Source organism: Thalassospira sp. MBR-102 (assembly GCF_040549275.1).
GTDB classification, from domain to species: domain Bacteria; phylum Pseudomonadota; class Alphaproteobacteria; order Rhodospirillales; family Thalassospiraceae; genus Thalassospira; species Thalassospira xiamenensis.
The window spans coordinates 62,737-83,761 of sequence record NZ_JBEPTC010000002.1 but is presented as its reverse complement, the minus strand read 5'-3'; the positions used below and the strand labels follow the sequence as shown (position 1 = coordinate 83,761).

The following is a 21,025-nucleotide window of genomic DNA, read 5'->3' as shown; positions in this document are numbered from 1 at the left end:
TTTTCCTTCCGAATCACGCGGAAAGGCATTCCTCGACCAGTGATATCCAGTAACTCACCCCATAGGGGATGGCCGCGTCATTGAAATCATAGGCGGCGTTATGCAAAAGGCAGTTGCCGTCGGTCGGACCATTGCCAAGCCAGACATAGCTTCCGGGTTTGGCATTGAGCATGAAGGCGAAATCCTCGCTCGCCATCGAGGGTTCGGGGTTCTGGTCGATCTGATCGGCCCCGACGACGCGTGAGGCGGCGGCAAAGGCGATGGCGGTTTCGGCTTCGCTGTTGATCGTGGCGGGGTAGCGGCGCTGATACATCACGCGCGCGGTGCAATCGAATGCCTTGGCGGTGGCATCGGCAACGGTTTTAAGGCGGTCTTCGACCAGATCCTGAATGTCGGGCGCGAAGGTGCGCACGGTGCCGCGGATGGTGGCGGTGTCGGGGATGACATTCCATGTGTCGCCCGCGAAAATCTGGGTCGGCGAGATCACCGCACTTTGCAGCGGATTGACATTGCGCGCGGTAATGGTTTGCAGGGCCAGCAGCACCTGACCGGCGGCGGTAATCGGATCGCGGCCCAGATGGGGCATGGCGGCATGGCAGCCGCGGCCATCCACAATGATTTCAAAAATATCGTAGCTGGCCATCATGGGGCCTGGCTTCATCGCCATGGTGCCGACATCGCGGCCGGGCCAGTTATGCATGCCGTAAACCGCATCGGCCGGGTGGCTGTCAAACAGGCCTTCTTCGACCATTTCGCGCCCGCCGCCTTCGTTTTCTTCGGCGGGCTGAAAGATGAAATCGACCGTGCCGGTGAAATCGGGATTTTCGGCGAGGATTTTGGCCGCCCCCAGCAGCATGGTCATATGACCATCATGACCGCAGGCATGCATTTTGCCCGGATGTTTCGAGGCATAAGGTAAATTGGTGGTTTCGTGGATATCAAGCGCATCCATGTCGGCGCGAAGGCCGATGCGTTTACCTGAACCCTTTTTGCCGTGAAGGGTGGCGACAACGCCGGTTCTGGCAATGCCGGTTTTGACATCAAGCCCGAAGGATTGAAGCTTTTGCGCGATAAAGGCGCTGGTCAGCTTTTCCTCGAACGCGGTTTCGGGGTGGGCATGCAGATGGTGTCGCCATTGGGTGAATTCATCAACGAGTTCGGTGGCGCGAGGATGAAGGGAGGATTGGGTGACAGTCATCTGCATACTCTGTTGCGTGTCATAAAGAACGGGGGCGGATGGCCCCCGTTTATATGGTGTTGGATCAGGCGCCTTGCAGGCGCAGGATCAGTTCGGCAACCAGAACCGACCCGGCATAGGTGCCAAGGAAGACAAGGCAGGCAACCAGTGCCAGTTTCCAGCCGGAATGTTTGGCGACTTCAATTTCCTTTTTGGCAATCGCAAAACCGGCATAGGCAAGGGCCGGGGTGGCAAGGGCCAGGAAATTGACCGATTTGGCCTGCGCGACGATCCATTCCGACCCCGGGGTCCAGGGCAGGGTTGCAAGAATACCGACCAGCGAAATCCATGCGACACTTGGCAGATAGAACGGTGCAAAGCGGGTCAGAAGCAGGCCGACCATGGTGATCAGATAGATCACCACCATGCCGACAAAACCATCGGCAAGCGGGATCGCCGGGCCGACCGTATTCATCACCAGCCCGACAAGGCAGACGATGACAAGGGTGACGGCGTGATCTGTCAGATCAATGTTCGGACGGGTACGTTCCATTGCAATTGCGTTCTCGGACATGATCAGGCCTCCTTCTTGTTTGCGGTGGCGATATCGTTTTTGCCAGCGGTCGCGTTATAGAGTTTTTCAACAATCGGAAGGGCGATGAACAGGCCGGCATAAAGCCCGGTCGCATAGGTCAGCAGGTTGCTGGCCCCGGCAAGGGCAAGGATTTCGTCCTTCATGGACGGAATGACTTCGGTCAGCGCGCCGGTGCAGGCCGCCATCATCGAGCCACTGCCGATGCCACATGCCATGGCAAGGGCGCGCGGATCAAAGATATCCGCACTGGCGAAAAGGGACGCCAGAATGGCAAAGATGAAGGTGCCAAACAGGGTGCCGATCACGTAAACGCCCATCACACCCGTGCCCTCGGGGCTTTTGAGGGTATAGCGGTCGGCGATGATCGCAAGGTTGGGTTCACGCGCAATCGAGAAGGTCGCACCAATCGCCTCGCGGCCCATTTTCAGGCCCCAGACCGCAAGCGGGAAGGCCAGAACGATGGTGCCAAGGTTGCCCAGTTCCTGCAACAGAAGGGCCGGACCGGCATCGATGATGGTATTGATTGCCGGGCCGATCGTGGTGCCGAATTTCGCAATAAACGGCATGATCGCAATCACGATCAGCGGTGATGCGGCCTTGACTTCCTTCTGGCGGATGAATTTCCCGAATTTCGGCATGATATTGGGGTTCATCAATGCCGCCATGACGAAGGCATAAAGCAGCGGCAGCAGCAAAATCGCGCCGATGCCAAATGGAATTTTCTGAATGCCGATCAGTTCGGCGATGGCGCCGAGTACGATAACGGCGAGGTGGAGCCGCCAGAGCTCCAATTGTCCCCGAAGCGCGTTCATTTCCCAGTCTCCTTGACGTGGCGTGTTCGACGCAACCATGGCCACGGTCAAAAAAGGCCAGAACTGTTGCATCATCCCTGCGGTATCCCGGCATTGGCAGATTTCACAATTCTGCCATTTTTGGCGCCGGGGATTTTGTCCGACAATGAAAACTCGACCGGGGTGGAGCAAGTGCCATTTTGGGATGCTTGTGTTGCCAGAACGGCAACAGGTGCCTTGATGCTATGCGTGTTCTTCGGGATACCAGGCAGAGCCGAAGGCCTCCATCCGGTCGCGGATCATGCCGGTAACCGCCCGAACAGCGGCGGTTTTCGGGCGTCCCTTGCGCACCAGAAGATGGGATGGAACACGGGCGAGAAAAGGGTCGGTCATCGGGATCGCGACGACCTCGCCCCTGCGTAATTGTCGGGATACGGCGAAGGCCGGAAGAAAGGTGATGCCGCCGCCTGACAGCACGAAATGCACCGCGACATTGATCGAATCGGCGGTCAGGAACGCATCACGGGCCAGCCGGTTGCCCTGATCGACATTGGCCAGAAGTTTGGCAACGCCAAAATGCGGGTTAAGCAAGGCCGCCGGGTAATTCAGCGTATCGGAAAGCGTGCAGCTTTCCTTTTTCGCCAGATCAAATCCCGGCGGGACAAGGGCGCAAAGCGGTGCGTGATCCTCGGCCAGTAGTTCCAGATCGGGATTGCGCGGCGGGTTGAAGACAAGCCCCATATCGTAATCATCACGCAGGATGCCGTGGGTGATTTTTTCAGTACCCGCGACATCGATTTCAAGGCGGATATCGGGGAATTCATCGCGAAGCGGGCGGACAACGTGATTGACCAGATCGACAACAAAGCCTTCGCCCGTGGCAATGCGCACCTTTCCGGCGATGGCACCGCGCGCAGCCGCCAGATCGACCGAAAAGGCTTCGTCCATTTCAAAGCGGCGTCTGGCATGGGCAGCGACCATATGGCCCGATTCCGTGAAAATGATGCCGCGTTTGGTGCGTTCCATCAGAAGCGTTTCAAGATGGGCTTCGAGGGCGGCGATCTGGCGGCTGATCGCGGATGGGGCGATGCGCAGATTTTCGGCCGCGGTGCGGATGGATCCGGCCTCGAACACGGCAAGGAAATAGCGAAGCGGCTTGTCGTCGATCTTCATGATGTTACTGCATGACAATGGTGGTCGATGTTTCGGGCGGTGTGCCTGATCACCTAATCAGACCACATGTGTTGCTGTTTCGGCAACAACATGTTCCGGCAATTGATCTTGAGTTCGCCCGATATCCACCGGAAAGTTCGGGGGCAAAATCAAAAAATCACATCGGACCGCATCGGTGCCGTGACGGGAAGGCGCGTGCCTTCACCGGCTGAGCCCGGCTGTCTGAAAGCAAAGAGGCAAATATCGTGAGTAATCCAGAAACCGGCACCATTGGTGTCGTTGGTCTTGGCAATATGGGGCTGGGCATGGCGCGCACCCTGTTGCGGGATGGTTTTTCGGTCATCGGGTTTGATGTTTCGATGGAATGTCAGGCCAAGGCCGCCGCGTCGGGGGTGACGATTGTCGCCGGACTGTCCGAATTGTTTGAGGCGTGCCCGACGATCATCCTGTCATTGCCGACGGCAAACCATGTGCGCAAGGTTCTTGGCGGTGATGAGGGCCTTGGCGGACGCGATATCGATCCGCGATTGGTGATTGATACCACCACGTCCGAGCCCGATGTGACCCGCGAACTTGATGCGGTGCTGCGCATGCAGGGGCATATCCTGATTGATGCCCCGGTCAGCGGCGGCCCGGCCGGTGCCAATAGCGGCAATCTGACCATGATGGTTGGCGGCGGGGATGCCGATGTGGCGCGTGCGATGCCGGTTCTGAATTCACTGGGCGGGAAGATTACCCATGTCGGGCCGGTGGGGGCGGGTCATGCGGTGAAGATCGTCAATAACATGCTGGTGGCAAGCCACCTTCTGACCATGAGCGAGGCGGTGCGGCTTGGCAACGCGGCGGGGGTAACCACCGAAAACCTGATTGCGGCGCTGAATGCCGGATCGGGCCGCAGTGCGATCAGCGAGGTCAATTATCCGAAATGGGTGATGAATGGGGCCTTTGACAGCGGTTTTACCATGGGATTGATGCGAAAGGACGTGCGTCTTGCCATGGCGTTGGCCAAGGACAAGAGTGTTGCGATGCCGGTTTCGGAACTGGCGGGGCAGATCTGGGCGGCGAGCGAGGAACTGCTGTCTGACAATGCCGATTTCAACCGTATCACCGAATGCGACCCGACCCACAAAGGAGCCAAATCATGAGCAGCGATAGCAAACTGATGGCACGTGACTATCACAAGGCGATGGCACCGTTTTTTGGCAGCGATGAGATCGGAAGCTGGGTCAATGGGGCGATGATGCCCGGACGCGGTGATATGTTCGACCTGATCGATCCGGCGACCGGCAAAGCGTTTTTGGCCCTTAAGGATGCCGGGGCGGACGTCGTGGATGCCGCGATGAAGGCGGCCAGTGCCGGACAGAAAGTCTGGTGGGGCATGACGGCAGCCGAACGTGGCCGGATCATGTGGCGGATCGGGCAGCAGGTGCGTGATCACCTTGATCAGCTTGCGTTGCTGGAAACCGTGAGCGCGGGCAAGCCGATCCGCGATACAAAGGTCGAGGTGCTTAAAGTTGCCGAGATGTTTGAATATTATGCCGGTTGGGCGGATAAGCTGCATGGTGATGTGATCCCGGTCCCGACCAGCCATCTGAACTATACCCGGCCCGAGCCGTATGGCGTGGTGACACAGATTACGCCGTGGAACGCGCCGATCTTTACCGCCGGATGGCAGTTGGCCCCGGCCCTTTGCACCGGCAATGCTGCGGTGTTGAAGCCATCGGAAATGACGCCGTTAACGTCGCTAGCACTTGGGGTTCTGTCGAAAAAGGCCGGTTTGCCCGATGGGGTGATTACGGTCCTGACCGGGCTTGGCACCACGACCGGGGTTGCGGCGACCACCCATGATGTGACGCGCAAGGTGGTGTTTGTCGGATCGCCGCGCACCGGGGCGATTATCGCGGCCCAAGCCGCACAGAATATCGTGCCCTGCGTGCTGGAGCTTGGCGGGAAATCGGCCAATATCGTGTTTGGCGATGCCGACCTTAAACGGGCGGTGCTGGGTGCGCAGGCCGCGATCTTTAGCGGGGCGGGGCAAAGCTGTGTCGCGGGATCGCGGTTGCTGGTGCAGCGTAATGTGGTTGACCGTTTCCTTGATATGTTGGTCGATGGGGCCAATCGCATTCCGGTCGGTGATCCGATGGATAGCGCAACCCAGATCGGCCCGATCAACAATGACGCACAATATCAGACCGTGCGTCGGTTGGTGGCAGCAGGCCAGAAAGAAGGCGCGGAATTGCTGGCCGGGGGTATCCGCCCGGAAGGGGCCGCGTGTCAGGAGGGTTATTTCCTGCGTCCGACGGTGTTGGGCAATGTGCGCAATGACATGGCGATTGCGCGCGAGGAAATCTTTGGCCCGGTGGTTTCCGTCATCCCGTTCGAGGATGAAGCCGAGGCAGTGGCGATTGCCAATGACAGCAAGTTTGGTCTGGCCGGGGCGGTGTGGACGCAATCAGTGGATCGGGCGCACCGGGTGGCGGCCAATGTGCGTGCCGGGACGTTCTGGATCAACAGTTACAAGACGATCAATGTCATGTCGCCATTTGGCGGATTTGGTGCCAGTGGGTATGGAAGGTCGAGCGGCAAGGAAGGGTTGATGGAATATATGCAGCCCAAAAGTGTCTGGACCGAAACGGCGGCCAATCCGCCCGCCGCATTTGGCTATGCGCCGGAATAGGCGCATATCGGTCATCAGGATCACGAGAAAGGGCCGCATGACGCGGCCCTTTTGACGTTTACATATTGGGATAGTTCGGGCCGCCGCCCCCTTCGGGTACGACCCAGACGATGTTCTGGGTCGGGTCCTTGATGTCACACGTCTTGCAATGCACGCAGTTCTGCGCGTTGATTTGCAGACGTTTGCCGCCTTTATCCTCGTCCGCGACAAATTCGTAAACACCTGCCGGGCAGAAGCGGGCTTCGGGCCCGTCATAAACCGCAAGGTTGACGTCGACCGGCACGCTGGCATCCTTGAGCGTCAGATGGATCGGCTGGTCTTCTTCGTGGTTGGTGTTTGACAGGAACACCGAAGACAGTTTGTCGAAGCTGACCACGCCATCCGGTTTCGGATAGTCGATTTTCGGCATGTCGGCCGCCGGTTTCAGGCAGGTATGGTCCGCATGGTTTTTGAAGGTCCAGGGGGCCTTGCCACCGAGCAGATAGGTATCGACCGCACTATAGGCCATGCCGCCCCAGTAGCCCCATTTGGCAAAGCTTGGCCGGATGTTGCGTACCTTGTGCAGTTCGGGATAGACCCAGCTGTTTTTAAGCTTTTCCGGGTAGCTTTCCATCGAAGCGGGTGGCGTTTCGGCAGTTAGGGCCTCGAACGCGGCCTCGGCGGCGAGCATGCCGGTCTTCATCGCGGTGTGCGATCCCTTGATTTTCGGCACATTCATGAAACCGGCCGAACAGCCGATCAGACAGCCACCGGGGAAGACCAGATCGGGGATCGATTGAAAACCGCCTTCGTTCAGCGCACGCGCACCGTATGAAATGCGGCGGCCCTTTTCGAAAATCTTGCGGACTTTCGGATGGGTTTTGAACCGCTGGAATTCGTCAAACGGGCTGAGATGCGGGTTTTCGTAATCAAGACCGATGACAAAACCGACCACGACCTGATTGTTATCAAGGTGATACAGGAACGACCCGCCATAGGTGTTTTTATCGAGCGGCCAGCCGGTGGTGTGGGTGATTTTGCCTTCTTCGTGAACTTCGGGGTCAACTTCCCACAGTTCCTTGATGCCGATGCCATAGGTTTGCGGATCGGAATTTTTGCGCAGATCAAACTTTTTGATCAGCTGTTCGGACAGCGAGCCACGGCAACCTTCGGCAAAGAAGGTGTACTTCGCATGCAGTTCCATGCCCGGTTCGTGGTTCGGGCCGGGCGTGCCATCGCGCGCGATGCCCATATCGCCGGTCGCGATCCCCTTGACGGAACCGTCTTCGTTAAACAGGACTTCGGCGGCGGCAAAGCCGGGATAAACTTCGATCCCCATGGCTTCGGCCTGTTCGCCAAGCCAGCGGCACACATTGCCGAGGCTGACGATATAGTTGCCCTTGTTATGCATCTGGGGCGGGGTGGGGAGCTTGATACCGCCGGTTTCGCTCAGCATCAGGAACTCGTCCTTGCCAGCGGGGACATTCAGCGGTGCGCCGCGTTCTTTCCAGTCGGGGAAAAGTTCGTTCATCGAACGCGGTTCCATCACCGCACCCGAAAGCGTATGCGCGCCGACCTCGGAACCTTTTTCCACCACACAGACGGTGATTTCTTTTTCATGTTCCTGGGCGAGTTGCATCAGTCGAATGGCAGCCGACAGACCGGATACACCGGCACCGACGACAACCACGTCAAATTCCATGGATTCGCGTTCCATATGGCCTCTCTCCTTTGGCTGCCGACCGTTTCGGACTGTTTTCGTCCGTATGGGTCACAAGCCGGTATTCACCGATCAGAGTCTCGCCCAAGCCCTGATTTCTCACATTCATTGTTTAATCGGTATAGGTGTACCGATTTGAGTCACGTTTGTATATGGTGCAAGTGATCCAAAATCGTTAAAGTCGATTGAAATCCATGCGCCATTCCAAAGAGTGCGCCGCAACATACACCGTTCCTGTGTAGATGAGCAAACCAATTACAGATTTTGATGTAAATAACCTGGACCCGCTGCAGGCATTGATCTGGCAGTTTGAAATGGGCGCGGACGAGGCGATTGCCGACGAGCCGCTGGACCGTTTCAAGGCATCCGAAAGCCTGAGCCGACAGGCAGGCCTGCCCGGCCGTGCGTCATTGCCGCCCAATGGTGGCGCGGCTGCCCGCCCGGCGATGCCACGGCCCGCCGGTGGTGCAACCCCGATGACCCCGCCGCCGCCCATGCCACCGGGGGCAGGGTTCCTGTTATCCGATACGCCACACGAAGCCCGGCAATCGGCCCGCGACCTTGCCGCGGCGGCAACAAATCTGGCCGATCTAAAGGAAGCGGTCGAAAAGTTCGAAGGCTGCGCACTTAAGAAATCGGCCAGCAATACCGTCTTTGGCGTGGGGAACCCCGAAGCACGTTTGGTGCTGGTCGGCGAAGCACCGGGGGCGGAAGAGGACCGGCAGGGCGAACCCTTTGTCGGACCGAGCGGCAAGTTGCTTGATGCGATGTTGCGATCCATCGGCTTTGCGCGCGAGGAAGTCTATATCACCAATATCCTGCCCTGGCGTCCGCCGGGAAACCGTCAGCCGACCACTGCCGAAATCGCGGTGTGCGAACCATTTGTCCGCCGTCATCTTGAACTGATCGGGCCAAAAGTTGTTATCTGCCTTGGCGGCAGTGCGGCCAAGACCCTGATGGAAGAAGACCGCGGCATCACCCGGTTGCGCGGTACGTGGAAAGAAATTCCGCTGGGGGCTGCCAGTGTTGCCGATGTGACGGCGATGTTCCACCCGGCCTATCTGCTTCGGACACCGGAACAGAAACGGATGGCGTGGCGCGATTTGCGGGCTGTTGCGCAGAAATTGTCGTAAATTACCTTACGAAACGCACGATGCATGGCCGATATGCAGCGGGCAGGCAATGTGCGGCCACCCCCGCCAAGTGGTTGATTTCGGAGAAATCATTTCGCGGCACCGGCTTTTGCTGGTATATATCTCTGCCAAATGCGGGGGGACACCGCACTCTACAGGTTGCGACGAGAAACTGCTTCGGGATACAAACACGGCTTTGCCGGAGTCTCGTAGGGGAAAGACTGGTTTTGATCGAAGCACTACAAACAAGGCTGCCGCGTGCCATATCGGCATTTCGGCGCACCGTTTTCATTACCGCACTGGGTGCCATTGCATTGGCGCTGCCTGTAACGGACGCTCAGGCGACCAAGGAACAGGCCGCCCTTAGTGCGCCTGCGGCCAGTGATGATGCGGGCTCGGTCAAAACACCGACTGTGCTGTCCAAGCGTGATGCGGAACTTTACGAACAGATTTTTGCCGTGCAGGAGCAGGGCCGCTGGAAAGATGCGGACAACCTGATTTCGCGTCTGTCCGATGACCTGCTGATGGGGCATGTCCAAGCACAGCGCTATCTGCATCCGACGGCGTATCGGTCGCGCTACAAGGAATTGAAGGACTGGCTGGCACTTTATGCCGATCTGCCCGAAGCGCCGACCATCTACAAACTGGCGTTGCAACGCCGTGGCAATGCCACCTATCCGAAGAAACCGGTTGGCGGGTATGTCAACGGTGCCGGATATGATTACGAAGATATCCGTCCCTATTACCACAAATCGACCAAAAGCCTTTCATCGGCACAGCGTTCGCGCGCTTCGGTTCTGAAACGCCGTATTCGCCAGCGGATCGGCGGCGGTTGGCCCACCGGCGCGCTTGAGGTGCTTGAGGCACTGGAAACCAAGCGTTTGTTTGATGCCTATGAGCAGGACGAAGCGCGGACGTCGATTGCATCGGGATATTATTATTTCGGCAAGCCCGATCTGGCTTTGCGCCATGCCGCCGAAGCCGCAAAGCGGTCGGGCAAATACCTGCCGCAGGCGCATTGGACGGCGGGCCTGACGGCGTGGCGGCTGGGCAAGATGGATCAGGCGCATGACCATTTTGTGGCCCTGACCAAGAACGACTATGCGTCAAGCTGGACGCGGTCGGCCGGGGCGTTCTGGGCCGCAAGGATTGATCTGGCGGCGGGACGTTTTGTTGAAGCCGACAAGATGTTGCAGAAGGCCGCGGAATATCCGCGGTCGTTTTATGGGCTTCTGGCGTTGCGGTCGCTTGGCCGGGATGACGTTTTTGACTGGGACAGTCTGGCGCTTGATGAAAATCGCGCCAACAAGCTGAAGCTTGATCCGCATGGCCGTCGTGCCCTTGCCCTGATCCAGATCGACAGGCGTGAAGAGGCCGAACAGGAATTGCGCAAGGCCGCAGCCAGCGACGATGCCAAGCTGCGCCGTGCGGCCCTGGCGCTTGCCGATAGTGCCAATTTTGCGGCGCTGACCATGCGGCTTGGCGGTTATATCGCGCAGAAAACCGGCGAGGTCATCGTCAATGCGCTTTATCCGGTGCCGCCATGGGCGCCGCAAGGCGGTTATGAGGTTGACCGGGCGCTGATTTATGCGTTGATGCGTCAGGAATCCGGCTTCAATGCCGAGGCGCGGAGCCACGCCGGGGCGCGTGGTTTGATGCAGCTGATGCCCGCAACCGCAAGCTATATCGGCAATACCCGTTATCGCGGTGAAAAGCGTGCAGAACTTTACGAGCCGGAAGTCAACCTGTCGCTGGGTCAGAAATATGTCGATCATCTTCTGGGGCAGAACGGGGTCGATAACGGCTTCTTGCAGTTGATGGCGGCTTATAATGGCGGGATCGGCAATCTGGGGCGCTGGCAGAAGGCGCTGAAGGATAACGAAGATCCGCTTTATTTCATCGAAAGCATTCCGTCGCGTGAAACGCGCCTGTTTATCGAGCGTGTGATGGCGAACCTTTGGATGTATCGGTCGCGTCTGGGGCAGGACAGCCCGTCGCTTGATCGTCTTGCTGCGGGGCAGTGGCCGGTTTACCAGTCGCAGGACCTTGGTGCTGGTGATGACGGCCTGACCGCCGAACGCTGATCGGGATTGATGACCGCAGACAATAATCGCAATGGTGAACCGGCATCTGATCGTCGTGATCAGGGAACGGTTCTGGACCGGATGCAGATGCCACCGATGAGTGGCGATGAGGCGCTTCGCCGGTTCCACAAAGACCGCGAAGCAGGCGGCCATAAATCACAGAGCGATGAAACCACGGAACTTGCCAAACTGCATCCGGTGATGCGATTTGCGGCGGTCGCGGGAACTTTCATTCTGATTGTCGCGGCTTTGCTGGGTGTGCTGTATCTGATTGGTTCCTAGGGGACGGTGCAATTTGTGCCGCGTCGTCGGACCACATAAAAAACGGGCACAGATGACTGCGCCCGTTTTTGTTGTCCGAAGATCAGACCTGATTACAGCGATTGGCAGAACTTTTCGAAATCCTGCACGGTTGCATATGATTTCTGGGTACCCGGACGGGTGATGCTGTCAGCCGCATACCGCACGGCCATTTCAAGGGCGGCTTTGACGTCACGGTTTTCGGCATAGTAGCGCGCAAAGCTGCCGATAAAGGCATCGCCAGCACCGGTCGTATCAACCGGTTTGACCGATACCGGATCAATATGGACTGCGTCGTCATTGCCATTGATCAGAAGCGCGCCATCGCCGCCCAGTGTCACAATTACGGTTTTGACACCACGTGCGATCAGGCTTCTTGCGGCGGCTTCGGCATCGGCCAGTGAATTCACGGCCATACCCGAAATCGTCGCAAGTTCCGTCTGGTTCGGGACGAGGAAGGTGGCCTTTTCGATTTTGGTGCTGTCGAGGTCAGCCGGGGCCGGGGCCGGATTAACCAGCGTTTCAATGCCATGTTCGGCACCAAAGGCGACGGTGTGATAGACCGTTTCCAGCGGAATTTCGAGCTGCATCAAAATCAGGTCGCATTCCTTGAGCGCATCGGCAGCACGGTCGACATCGGCCGGGGACAGTTGTGCATTGGCCCCTTTGACAATCAGGATGCAGTTTTCGCCTGACGGTTCGACAAAGATCGGGGCGACGCCGCTTGAGGTGCCCGGTACCCGTTCGACAAAGCGGGTATCAATGCCCGATGTTTCGAAATTGCGGATGGTGTTATCAGCAAAGATATCGTCGCCGACCTTGGTGACCATCATGACATCGGCACCAAGACGTGCAGCCGCGATGGCCTGATTGGCGCCCTTGCCGCCACATCCCATTTCGAAACGTGGTGCTTCGATGGTTTCGCCGGGCAACGGCATACGATCCGTATAGGTGATCAGATCGACCATGTTGCTTCCGACAATGGCAATTTTGCCTGCCATATTCATTCTCCTGATTTACAGCGAACGGATCGCCTGTTCGGCCGTGTCACTTTCGGCCTGCGTCATATAGCCCAGCCTTACCGAGAAATTCCGGGTTTCGCCAGATCGCAGGGAAATGACATGTCCCTTGGCTTTTTCGGCGTTGAAGCCTTCGGGTTCGCAGGTGGATGGCAGGGCAAAGGCCGCGACCTTCTGATCCTGATTGGCCAGTATCCAGCGGACCGTTTTGGGAAAATCATTGGTGTTATAGGTAATGTGGAAGCCATCGCCTTCGACGCGGCGCATCATGCAGGCGGTGTTGCCATGCGCATCGGTTTTGGCGTTGCGGATGTAAAACACCTGTTCGGGATCATAGCGATGCGGTTCGTCGAGGGTTTCCATCGCCGCCGGATTTTGCGCCAGCGTTTCAAGAAACGCATCGTAATCCGGGTTGCGCGGCACATGGGCCGGGACTTCGGTGCGAACGATGGTGTCGGTGGGAGTGAAACCGGCGGGCTGGATGATTTGTGCGCCGTCACAGAACGCGAAATTGACGTGGCACATATACATCAGGTCCATTGCTGCACCCGACAGGTTTTCGACATTCATCTGAATATCGAAAAGCGTCGCATCCGGGCGCAGAACCACACGGGGTCGCGCCATGTAATGCGCCCCGAAGCCCATGACATATTCGCGGGTGCCACTGATCGCCATAAAGGCACCGTCGTCGTCATGGCCAAATTCAATGGCGGCACTGTCCATTTCGGCACAGGGCATTTCACCATGCAGCGGATGGGTATCGGTCGGACCGGGGCAGCCATTGGTCAGCAGCCCCGAATGGAACGCAAAACAGCCATAGGTTTCGACAATGACGTTGGCCGGGCGCGGCATGCTGAACATGTTTTCCATGGTCAGATCCACGCCATCAAAAACCGCATCCCAGATCATCTGCCCCATGAAGGGCAGAATGACCAGATAGCCGCGTTCGTTTTTCAGCCGGACGGCTTCGATGCCGGTTTCATAGCGAAACAGGCTGGCCGACATGCCACCGTGCGATGCGATGACATGTTCGGCGTCGCCGAAGAAGGTTTTGCGCAGGTTAACCTTGGTTGACGCAGTCATGAAGTCACCTCGTTTAACGCGAACGGTTTTTATAGGCGTTGAGCGCAATCACCAGCAGAAGGAACACGCCCCAGATAAAATCGATCAGATGGTTGGAAAACCGCAGAATCTGGAAGCCGCTTGACAGCAGCATCAGGGCCGCAACCGCGATCGACACACCGAGCACCGTGCCACGGCCACCGGCCGGGTTGGTGCCGCCCAGAACCGCAATCAGAACCGCCTGAAGCAGATAGGATGTGCCGTAATCCGACTTTGCCGCATTGGTACGCCCCGAAAGAATGATTCCGGCGATGGACGCCATCACCCCGGTCAGCATGTAGCTGAGCAGGACCATCTTTTCGCGTTTCAGACCGGCAAACAGGGCGGCCTTCGGGTTGGTACCGATCAGCATCAGATTGATGCCAAAGGTCGTGCGGCGCAGCATGAAGGCAATCAGGCAGGCCAGAACCACGAACAGGACAAACGGCGTTGCCAGACCAAAGATCTTGCCATTGCCGATAAAGGCCCAGGCTTCGGGGAAGCCGACAATTGCCGGACCGCCAGTCATGACAATGGCAAGACCGGTAAAGACCTGCCCGGTGCCAAGGGTGGCCAGAATGGGCGTGATTTTTAACCGGGTAATCAACAGACCGTTCAAAGCCCCAGCGACAAGCCCGGTGCCAAGGGCGACAACACCACCCAGCAGAACAATGCCAAAACCGGTATCGGCAACACCGGCGTCGGTGGCGAATTTCTTGAACATCACCCCGGCAAAGATTCCCGACAGGTTGGCAATGCCGATCACCGAAAGGTCAATGCCGCCGGTCAGCATGGCAATCATCATCGCAATCGACAGAAGGCCGAGTTCCGGGAAGGTGTAGGTGATGGATTCAAAATTGTAATAGCGCAGGAATTTATCCGGGCTAAGGGCGGTCATGACAACAAAGATCAGGATCGTCATGGCGATCAGCTGAACGATATTGTTGTCCTTGTTCAGAAGGTTGCGGAAATCGAGTTCACGTTTCATATCGGCCCCCTCACGCATTCGCACGGCGGTCACGCCATGCCGTAATGGCGGTGGCAATTACAATGATGACGCCGACAACAACGCGCTGCCACGTCGTGTCGATCTTCATGATGATCAGGCTGTTTTTCACCATCACCAGCATGAACACACCCAGCATGGTTCCCAGAACGGAACCGCGCCCCCCAAAGATGGAAGCACCGCCCAGAACCACAGCCGCGATCACGTCCAGTTCAAGACCGACGAAATCACGCGGGTTGGCAAGCCAGATCATGCCGCTGTGCAGGAGGCCGGCAAACCCGGCCAGGGCCCCGGCCACACAATAGATGAAGAAGGTGATCTTGCGGATGTTGAAGCCAACGCGGCTGGCGGCTTCGGGATCGCCGCCCATGGCATAAACCCCGCGGCCGATCATGGTATAACGCAGCACAATATGCAGGGCCACGGCCAGAACGACATAGACAGCAACCATCGCGGTCAGGCCATAGGTTGTGCCATCGGGTTTGACCATGCTGATGATATCGGACTTTCCGAAATCAATCAGGGCATCGGGCATTTTGTTGATGTTGATCATGCTGGTGCCAACAACACCCAGCAGGAACCCGCGCACCATGCTGCCCGTACCCAAGGTCACGATCAGCGGGATCATGCGGAATTTATAAACAAAGAACGCATTCAGGCAGCCAAACAGCGCCCCCATCGTCGCCGCGGCAACGAAGGGCAGGACAACACCGTCATAATTGAAATACAGCATGCCCTTGATGGTCAGATACATCGCGGCAACAGCGAATGCCGGGAACGAAACATCAATCCCGCCGGAAATCATCACCAGCAAAACGCCAAGCGCCATGATGCCGATGATCACGTTGCTGCGCAGAAGGCTGAACATGTTGTCCAGGCTCCAGAAGGCGGGGTTGACCAGCCCGATCAGGATCATGGCAAGCACAAGAATGCCCGCGATGACCACCTCTGATTTTTGAAACCAGGCCATCGAGTTTTTCCTTACGTTAAATTCTTGAGCTTGTCGCTGATCTGGTCTTCGGAGGTATCGGCAGATGCCATTTCCTCGACAAAGGCTCCGCGATGCATCAGGACAATACGGTTACAGTTATGGACCAGTTCCGGCACGTCGTCGGAAATCATCAGCACGGCCAGCCCTTCTTTTTGGGCCAGTTCGCGAATGATCCGGTGAATTTCCGCCTTCGATCCGACATCCACCCCGACGGTCGGGCCGTTCAGGATCAGGAATTTGGCATTGGTCAGAAGCCAGCGGGCAATCACCACACGTTGCTGGTTGCCGCCCGAGAGTTCCTTGACCAGCTTTTTGCCGGTGGGGGTTGCGATCTGCATGTCGCGGATCATGGTTTCAACCCATTCTTCGGCCTTGTTATGATCAATCAGCAGGCCGGGGGCCAGTTTTTCGTAACTGGTCGCAAGCATGTTGCGATCAATGCCCTGGGTTAGAAACAGTCCTTCGCTGAGACGGTCTTCGGGAACATAGGCAACCCCGGCCCTGATCGCCTTTTGCGGCGTATCAAGCACGGTTTGCGTGCCGTTGATCGAAATGGTGCCGCTGTAACCGGGCATCATGCCAAACAGGGACAGGGCAAGTTCGGTGCGACCCGATCCAAGCAGGCCGGAAACACCGACAATCTCGCCCGGTTTGATCGCGAGGTTGATATTGTCGAGATCGTTTCCGTGGGTCAGGTTTTTGGTTTCAATGCGCGGCGGCATCGAACCATATTTCTGCTGGTCCCAGATATAGGGTTCGGAAATGATATCAGACCCGGTCATGTGACGGGTGATCAGGGCTTCGTCAAAATCACCGGTCGGGCCGTCGGCCACTTTCTGGCCGTTACGGATGACGGTGATATGTTCGCTGATTTCCAGCATTTCGCGCATTTTGTGACTGACAAACAAAATGGCAATCCCGCGCGACTGGATATCCTTGACGATGCGAAAAAGCGTTTCGATTTCCTTGCCGGTCAGGGCGGTTGTCGGTTCGTCCATGATGATCAGACGGGCATCTGACATCAGCGCACGGGCAATCGCCACAAGCTGTTTGCCTGCCGTGGACAGTTTTTCGACATCGGTATCAAGGTCAAGATCAACCCCGAGACGTTTGACCGCTTCCTTGGCAATCTCGCGGACCTTGCGCCAGTTCAGAACCTGACGCTGTTCGCGAAGCTGCACATTCATGGCAAGGTTTTCGGCCACGGTCAGGTTCCCGAACAGGGAGAAGTCCTGATAGATCACCTGAACCCCATGTTCGATGGACGCCATGGGAGACAGGCTTTCAACCTTGTTGCCATCAATGTAAATCTCGCCGGCATTTGGCTGATATACACCGGACATGATCTTGATCAGGGTCGATTTGCCCGAACCGTTTTCACCGGCAAGACAGTGGATTTCGCCTTTTCGGATCGTCAGCGAAAGATCCTTAAGCGCAACAACGCCGGCAAATTCTTTCCGGACGTTTCGCAATTCAATGAAATTTTCAGACATGACAAGCCCGTCAACGTGAAACAAAGGGCCTGATCTCATAATAAAATGAAGGCGTCCTTAATGGACGCCTTCACCAAAGGATGAAATCAGAAGTTATACTTGTCCATGTTTTCCTTGGTCACACCGACCCAGCCCTGGCCATAAACCAGGTTGGCATTGCTGCCTTCCGGGGTGCTGAGATTGGTGTAACCCGGAAGGCCAAGGTCAAGACCAGCCTTGATCTGGTCGCCTTTGCCGTCGAGCGCCATAATGGCCAGCATGTTCATGGCATAGCCAGCAACCGCCGGATCCCAGAACTGGATGTATTCGATGTCGCCATTTGCCAGATATTCACCGGCAACCGACACCAGACCGGTCCCTGCGAAGTGCAGTTTACCCTGAAGACCGCGTTCGGCGATCAGACGACCGGCACCAGCCGAGGTCGGCATCGGGCCGCCAACGATACCCTGAAGGTCCGGGTAGGTGGTCAGGGTTTCTTTGAGTTTGGTGTAGTCGGTGTTGGCGTCGTCATAGGTTTCGAGACGCTCGGTCGCCAGTTCCATGTCCGGGAAATGTTCTTTCTGGTATTCGACGGCACCGTCGATCCATTCATTCTGGGATTTGGAGGTCAGGCTGCCGACGGTGGCGGCATATTTACCCTTGCCACCCATGGAGGTCCCGAGGACTTCCATAAGCTTCGCGCCATATGCCTTGTTATCAAACGCTTCGAGGATGTAGTCGGCGTTTTTCAGGTTTGATGCTTCGTGGGCGATCACGATGATACCGCGGTCACGGGCCTTTTTCAGAACCGGTTCGACGGCTTCGACCGAGAACGGTACGATGTTGATGGCATCAACGCCCTGTGCGATCAGGTTTTCAATCAGCTGCACCTGTGCGGCAGCGTCCGCGGCACTCGGTCCGACCATCCAGGTATCGTGACCGGTGTCTGCGCCGAACTGTTCGACACCTTCGCGCATACGGTCAAACCATGCGATGCCGTCAACCTTGACCACGGTGGCGATGGAATATTCCTTGCCGGTGGTTTCGGATGTGAATTTCGAAATGATGTCCGGCGTTTTGACCGCTTCGTCTGCGTGGGCCGCACCTGCAAGCAGGGAACCGGCGACGACAAGCGATGAAAGAAGCTTGTTCATTGTTACCTCCAAATTGAAATCGTTTTTTTAGCTGGCAGTTTTCTGCGTCTTATTGGCATGAAAGCCAAGGCTTTTCATGCGGTTCGTTCCGAAAACAGCAATTTTCCGGTGGCCGGGATGCGGCCACCGGCACCGTTTACTGACCGATAATCTTAATGCTGGCGCTGGCACCGATGCGTGATGCCCCGGCTGCAATCATCTTGAATGCGTCTTCGGTGGTGCGAACCCCGCCCGACGCCTTGACCCCGATATCCGGGCCAACGGTTTTGCGCATCAGGGCGATGTCTTCGGCAGTGGCACCACCGCCGGCGAAACCGGTCGAGGTTTTGACGAAATCGGCACCGGCCTGTTTGGACAGTTCGCAGGCAAGGACTTTCTGTTCGTCTGTCAGCAATGCTGTTTCGATGATGACCTTGAGGGTGGCATCGCCACAGGCTTCTTTTACCGCTGCAATATCGGCGCGAACGGCATCGGTATCGCCAGCCTTGAGCAGGCCAAGTGCTATGACCATATCGACTTCGCGGGCACCCTGTTCAACCACCCAGCGGGTTTCGGAAACCTTGGCGGAAACCGGATCGGCCCCGAACGGGAAACACACCACCGAGCATGCCAGAACATTGGTATCGGCCAGTTCGCGCACGACCAGCGGGATATAGATCGGATTGACACAGACCGCCTTGAAAGCGTGTTTTCGCGCATCGGCGCACAGCGAGACAATCTGATCGGGGGTGGCGTCCGCCGCCAGAAGGGTGTGATCAATATAAGCGGCAAGATCGCCAGCAACGGCGGGAAGTGGAGCATTCGACATGTAACGTTTCCCTCGACGATAACGGGTTGCTATCGTCGTTTTGTTAAATTTTTAACATTTATTGAAATGATCCTGTCATCGGGTTAACATCCGGTCAAGCCAAAAACATATCAGAACAGAACTTGATTGAGTTGCTGCCCGTCTCGCTATAATCAGAGGTTTTAGGATAAAATTTATGGTTGTGCTGAGTGGTTTTCGACATCATTTCAGGTGTGTCTGCGGCCTGTCAGCCAGTATATCGGCAGTGAACGGAGTCTGAATGTCGATCAAATCGCAGGACCGGATAGAAGCCCTGACCCGCAATCTGGAGGTCAGCAATGTCATTCGGTTGAAAGATGCCGCCGATCTGCTGGGCGTTTCGGAAATGACGGTCCGCCGTGATGTCGCCAATTGTGAAAATATTTTCACATATATGGGGGGGTACATCACGCTCAAGTCGCCAGCAGCCGGTGGCCTTGGATACATCTTGGACCGTGAACGCGGTTCGCATACCGATCTCAAGCGCACAGCCTGTCAGATTGCCGCGCGTTATGTCAAACCGGGCGATACCATATTTCTTGATTGCGGGACGACCATTCCCTATCTCGCCAATGCGTTACCAGAAAATCGGGATATCACGGCGATCTGCTATTCGATCAATGTTGCCGAAATCCTGTGCAAAAAGCCGGGCCTTCGGGTCATCATGCTGGGCGGGATGTATCACGCGTCTTCGGCATCCTTTGCCGATAGCAACAGCGTGAATGCCATTCTGAACCTGAATATCAATACCGCCTTCATGTCGGCGGGCGGGGTCAATATCAGCCGGGGTGTCAGTTGTTCCAACCCCCATGAGGTTGATATCAAACAGGCGGTTCTTGAGACCGCGGCCAACAAGATCCTTGTTGTCGATTCAACAAAGTTCAATGTCATCAAGCCGATGCTTTTTGCCAAGCTGGAGCAGTTTGACATGATCTGTACCGATCCGAAATGTGATCCGGAACTGGCAACCAGAACCGGTTGTCCCCTGATTACGCAATAGCGAAGGGCACAAAACGCTTTAGTTCGGTTCGGCCTGTGTTGCGTCGGCGATTTCTGCGTTCAGCAATTGTATTTCCGCCTCGGTCGCACCGCTGAGCGGGTCGTCCTTTGGAATGTCACGGTAGAGATCGGTAAAGACATTCAGGGCCTGCTGATACTTGTCCTGCTGTTTGAGCATCATGCCATAGTAATAGCGGCTGAGCTGATGGTTTGGCATCTGGCCAAGCGCATGCAGGATCAGATCGCGTGACACCTTGTCAATCTGGCCTTGTTGGGCGGTAATGCGTGTATCGGCATATTCGATGGCGAGTAACGGATTATGACCGGAAAGCGCATAGGCACGCGCAAAGGCGGCAACCGCCCGCTCGATATCGCCCAGACGCAATGACCCACGCGCCAGAACGATCCAGCCCTGCAAATTGCGGGGATTGGCTTCGAGCGACAGGACGATCTGACTGAGCAGACGGCGGATCTGCTGATCGGTCTGAAAGTCTGGATCGGTCACATCGTTTGCCGCGGCCGCAGCGGCGGCAAGATTGCGTTCGCCCGCCCGTTCGGAATAGGGGCGCGACGGAATTTGTGGCATGCCGATCGCGCTATACAAAATAACTGCGGCAATCACGGGCAGGGTTGAAAATCCGATCCGCGCCATAGGGCCAAAGGCGCGGCGGGCATCGGGTGTATTGTGGTTATCCCCCCCCGCAGGCCGACGCGGCAGGCTGGCATAGATCGCAAGCCCGCCAAACGCGGCAAGTATGACAAGGCCAAGCCAGATCACAGGGAACCTCGCGACGGGAGAATACTATATGCGGGGCGGCCAAACTGCAT

19 protein-coding genes are annotated in these 21,025 nt (G+C 56.9%); 6 read left to right on the top strand and 13 right to left on the bottom strand.

Features of this window, described 5'->3' with window-relative positions; all coding sequences use genetic code 11:
- Positions 1 to 13: 13 nt before the first annotated feature.
- From ABIE64_RS03875 to ABIE64_RS03860, 4 genes are all read right to left on the bottom strand, one after another.
- Positions 14 to 1,198: a M20 aminoacylase family protein gene (locus tag ABIE64_RS03875; RefSeq protein WP_341364910.1), complete on the bottom strand. Its 1,185-nt coding sequence runs from the start codon at positions 1,196 to 1,198 to the stop codon at positions 14 to 16.
- A 64-nt stretch (positions 1,199 to 1,262) separates the two neighbouring features.
- On the bottom strand, positions 1,263 to 1,751 hold the full coding sequence (locus ABIE64_RS03870; RefSeq protein WP_110252516.1) for a hypothetical protein: 489 nt from the start codon (positions 1,749 to 1,751) through the stop codon (positions 1,263 to 1,265).
- 2 nt (positions 1,752 to 1,753) lie between these two features.
- The gene (locus ABIE64_RS03865) at positions 1,754 to 2,584 is read right to left on the bottom strand and encodes a DUF3100 domain-containing protein (protein WP_037987466.1); all 831 of its coding nucleotides are present in this window, start codon (positions 2,582 to 2,584) and stop codon (positions 1,754 to 1,756) included.
- Between the two features lie 222 nt (positions 2,585 to 2,806).
- Positions 2,807 to 3,736 (bottom strand): LysR family transcriptional regulator, encoded by a 930-nt coding sequence (locus ABIE64_RS03860; protein ID WP_354376678.1) that lies wholly within the window; start codon positions 3,734 to 3,736, stop codon positions 2,807 to 2,809.
- Between the two features lie 245 nt (positions 3,737 to 3,981).
- Between ABIE64_RS03860 and ABIE64_RS03855 the strand changes: the two genes are divergently transcribed.
- A complete protein-coding gene (locus ABIE64_RS03855; RefSeq protein WP_354376677.1) occupies positions 3,982 to 4,881 on the top strand; it encodes an NAD(P)-dependent oxidoreductase in 900 nt (299 codons plus the stop codon).
- Positions 4,878 to 6,413, top strand: coding sequence for an aldehyde dehydrogenase family protein (locus ABIE64_RS03850; protein ID WP_354376676.1), 1,536 nt, complete (start codon positions 4,878 to 4,880; stop codon positions 6,411 to 6,413). The genes ABIE64_RS03855 and ABIE64_RS03850 overlap by 4 nt, the downstream gene beginning before the upstream one ends.
- Before the next feature lie 58 nt (positions 6,414 to 6,471).
- On the opposite strand, the gene ABIE64_RS03845 is transcribed toward ABIE64_RS03850, so the two are convergent.
- The gene (locus tag ABIE64_RS03845; protein WP_354376675.1) at positions 6,472 to 8,109 is read right to left on the bottom strand and encodes an electron transfer flavoprotein-ubiquinone oxidoreductase; all 1,638 of its coding nucleotides are present in this window, start codon (positions 8,107 to 8,109) and stop codon (positions 6,472 to 6,474) included.
- A gap of 245 nt (positions 8,110 to 8,354) precedes the next feature.
- Between ABIE64_RS03845 and ABIE64_RS03840 the strand changes: the two genes are divergently transcribed.
- From ABIE64_RS03840 to ABIE64_RS03830, 3 genes are all read left to right on the top strand, one after another.
- Entirely contained in the window at positions 8,355 to 9,245 is an 891-nt protein-coding gene (locus tag ABIE64_RS03840; protein WP_354376674.1) for a uracil-DNA glycosylase, read from the top strand.
- Positions 9,246 to 9,472: 227 nt separating this feature from the next.
- On the top strand, positions 9,473 to 11,329 hold the full coding sequence (locus ABIE64_RS03835; RefSeq protein ID WP_110252521.1) for a lytic transglycosylase domain-containing protein: 1,857 nt from the start codon (positions 9,473 to 9,475) through the stop codon (positions 11,327 to 11,329).
- 9 nt (positions 11,330 to 11,338) lie between these two features.
- A complete protein-coding gene (locus tag ABIE64_RS03830) occupies positions 11,339 to 11,611 on the top strand; it encodes a hypothetical protein (RefSeq protein WP_110252522.1) in 273 nt (90 codons plus the stop codon).
- A 92-nt stretch (positions 11,612 to 11,703) separates the two neighbouring features.
- Here ABIE64_RS03830 and rbsK read toward each other — a convergent pair whose 3' ends face one another.
- The 7 genes from rbsK to deoC form a co-directional block, all read right to left on the bottom strand.
- Positions 11,704 to 12,630 (bottom strand): ribokinase, encoded by a 927-nt coding sequence (rbsK, locus tag ABIE64_RS03825; RefSeq protein WP_063092034.1) that lies wholly within the window; start codon positions 12,628 to 12,630, stop codon positions 11,704 to 11,706.
- Positions 12,631 to 12,645: 15 nt separating this feature from the next.
- A complete protein-coding gene (locus tag ABIE64_RS03820) occupies positions 12,646 to 13,731 on the bottom strand; it encodes an aldose 1-epimerase family protein (protein WP_354376673.1) in 1,086 nt (361 codons plus the stop codon).
- 13 nt (positions 13,732 to 13,744) lie between these two features.
- Positions 13,745 to 14,737 carry an ABC transporter permease gene (locus ABIE64_RS03815; RefSeq protein WP_037987469.1) on the bottom strand — a complete coding sequence of 331 codons (993 nt, stop codon included), beginning with the start codon at positions 14,735 to 14,737 and terminating at the stop codon, positions 13,745 to 13,747.
- A gap of 10 nt (positions 14,738 to 14,747) precedes the next feature.
- A complete protein-coding gene (locus ABIE64_RS03810; RefSeq protein ID WP_007090235.1) occupies positions 14,748 to 15,725 on the bottom strand; it encodes an ABC transporter permease in 978 nt (325 codons plus the stop codon).
- A gap of 11 nt (positions 15,726 to 15,736) precedes the next feature.
- A complete protein-coding gene (locus tag ABIE64_RS03805; RefSeq protein WP_007090234.1) occupies positions 15,737 to 17,239 on the bottom strand; it encodes a sugar ABC transporter ATP-binding protein in 1,503 nt (500 codons plus the stop codon).
- 86 nt (positions 17,240 to 17,325) lie between these two features.
- On the bottom strand, positions 17,326 to 18,372 hold the full coding sequence (locus ABIE64_RS03800) for an autoinducer 2 ABC transporter substrate-binding protein (protein ID WP_007090233.1): 1,047 nt from the start codon (positions 18,370 to 18,372) through the stop codon (positions 17,326 to 17,328).
- A 136-nt stretch (positions 18,373 to 18,508) separates the two neighbouring features.
- Positions 18,509 to 19,180 carry a deoxyribose-phosphate aldolase gene (gene deoC / locus ABIE64_RS03795; RefSeq protein WP_007090232.1) on the bottom strand — a complete coding sequence of 224 codons (672 nt, stop codon included), beginning with the start codon at positions 19,178 to 19,180 and terminating at the stop codon, positions 18,509 to 18,511.
- A gap of 259 nt (positions 19,181 to 19,439) precedes the next feature.
- Between deoC and ABIE64_RS03790 the strand changes: the two genes are divergently transcribed.
- Positions 19,440 to 20,198, top strand: coding sequence for a DeoR/GlpR family DNA-binding transcription regulator (locus tag ABIE64_RS03790; protein WP_085645416.1), 759 nt, complete (start codon positions 19,440 to 19,442; stop codon positions 20,196 to 20,198).
- An 18-nt stretch (positions 20,199 to 20,216) separates the two neighbouring features.
- On the opposite strand, the gene ABIE64_RS03785 is transcribed toward ABIE64_RS03790, so the two are convergent.
- Positions 20,217 to 20,975 carry a tetratricopeptide repeat protein gene (locus ABIE64_RS03785; protein WP_114093570.1) on the bottom strand — a complete coding sequence of 253 codons (759 nt, stop codon included), beginning with the start codon at positions 20,973 to 20,975 and terminating at the stop codon, positions 20,217 to 20,219.
- Between the last annotated feature and the right edge of the window lie 50 nt (positions 20,976 to 21,025).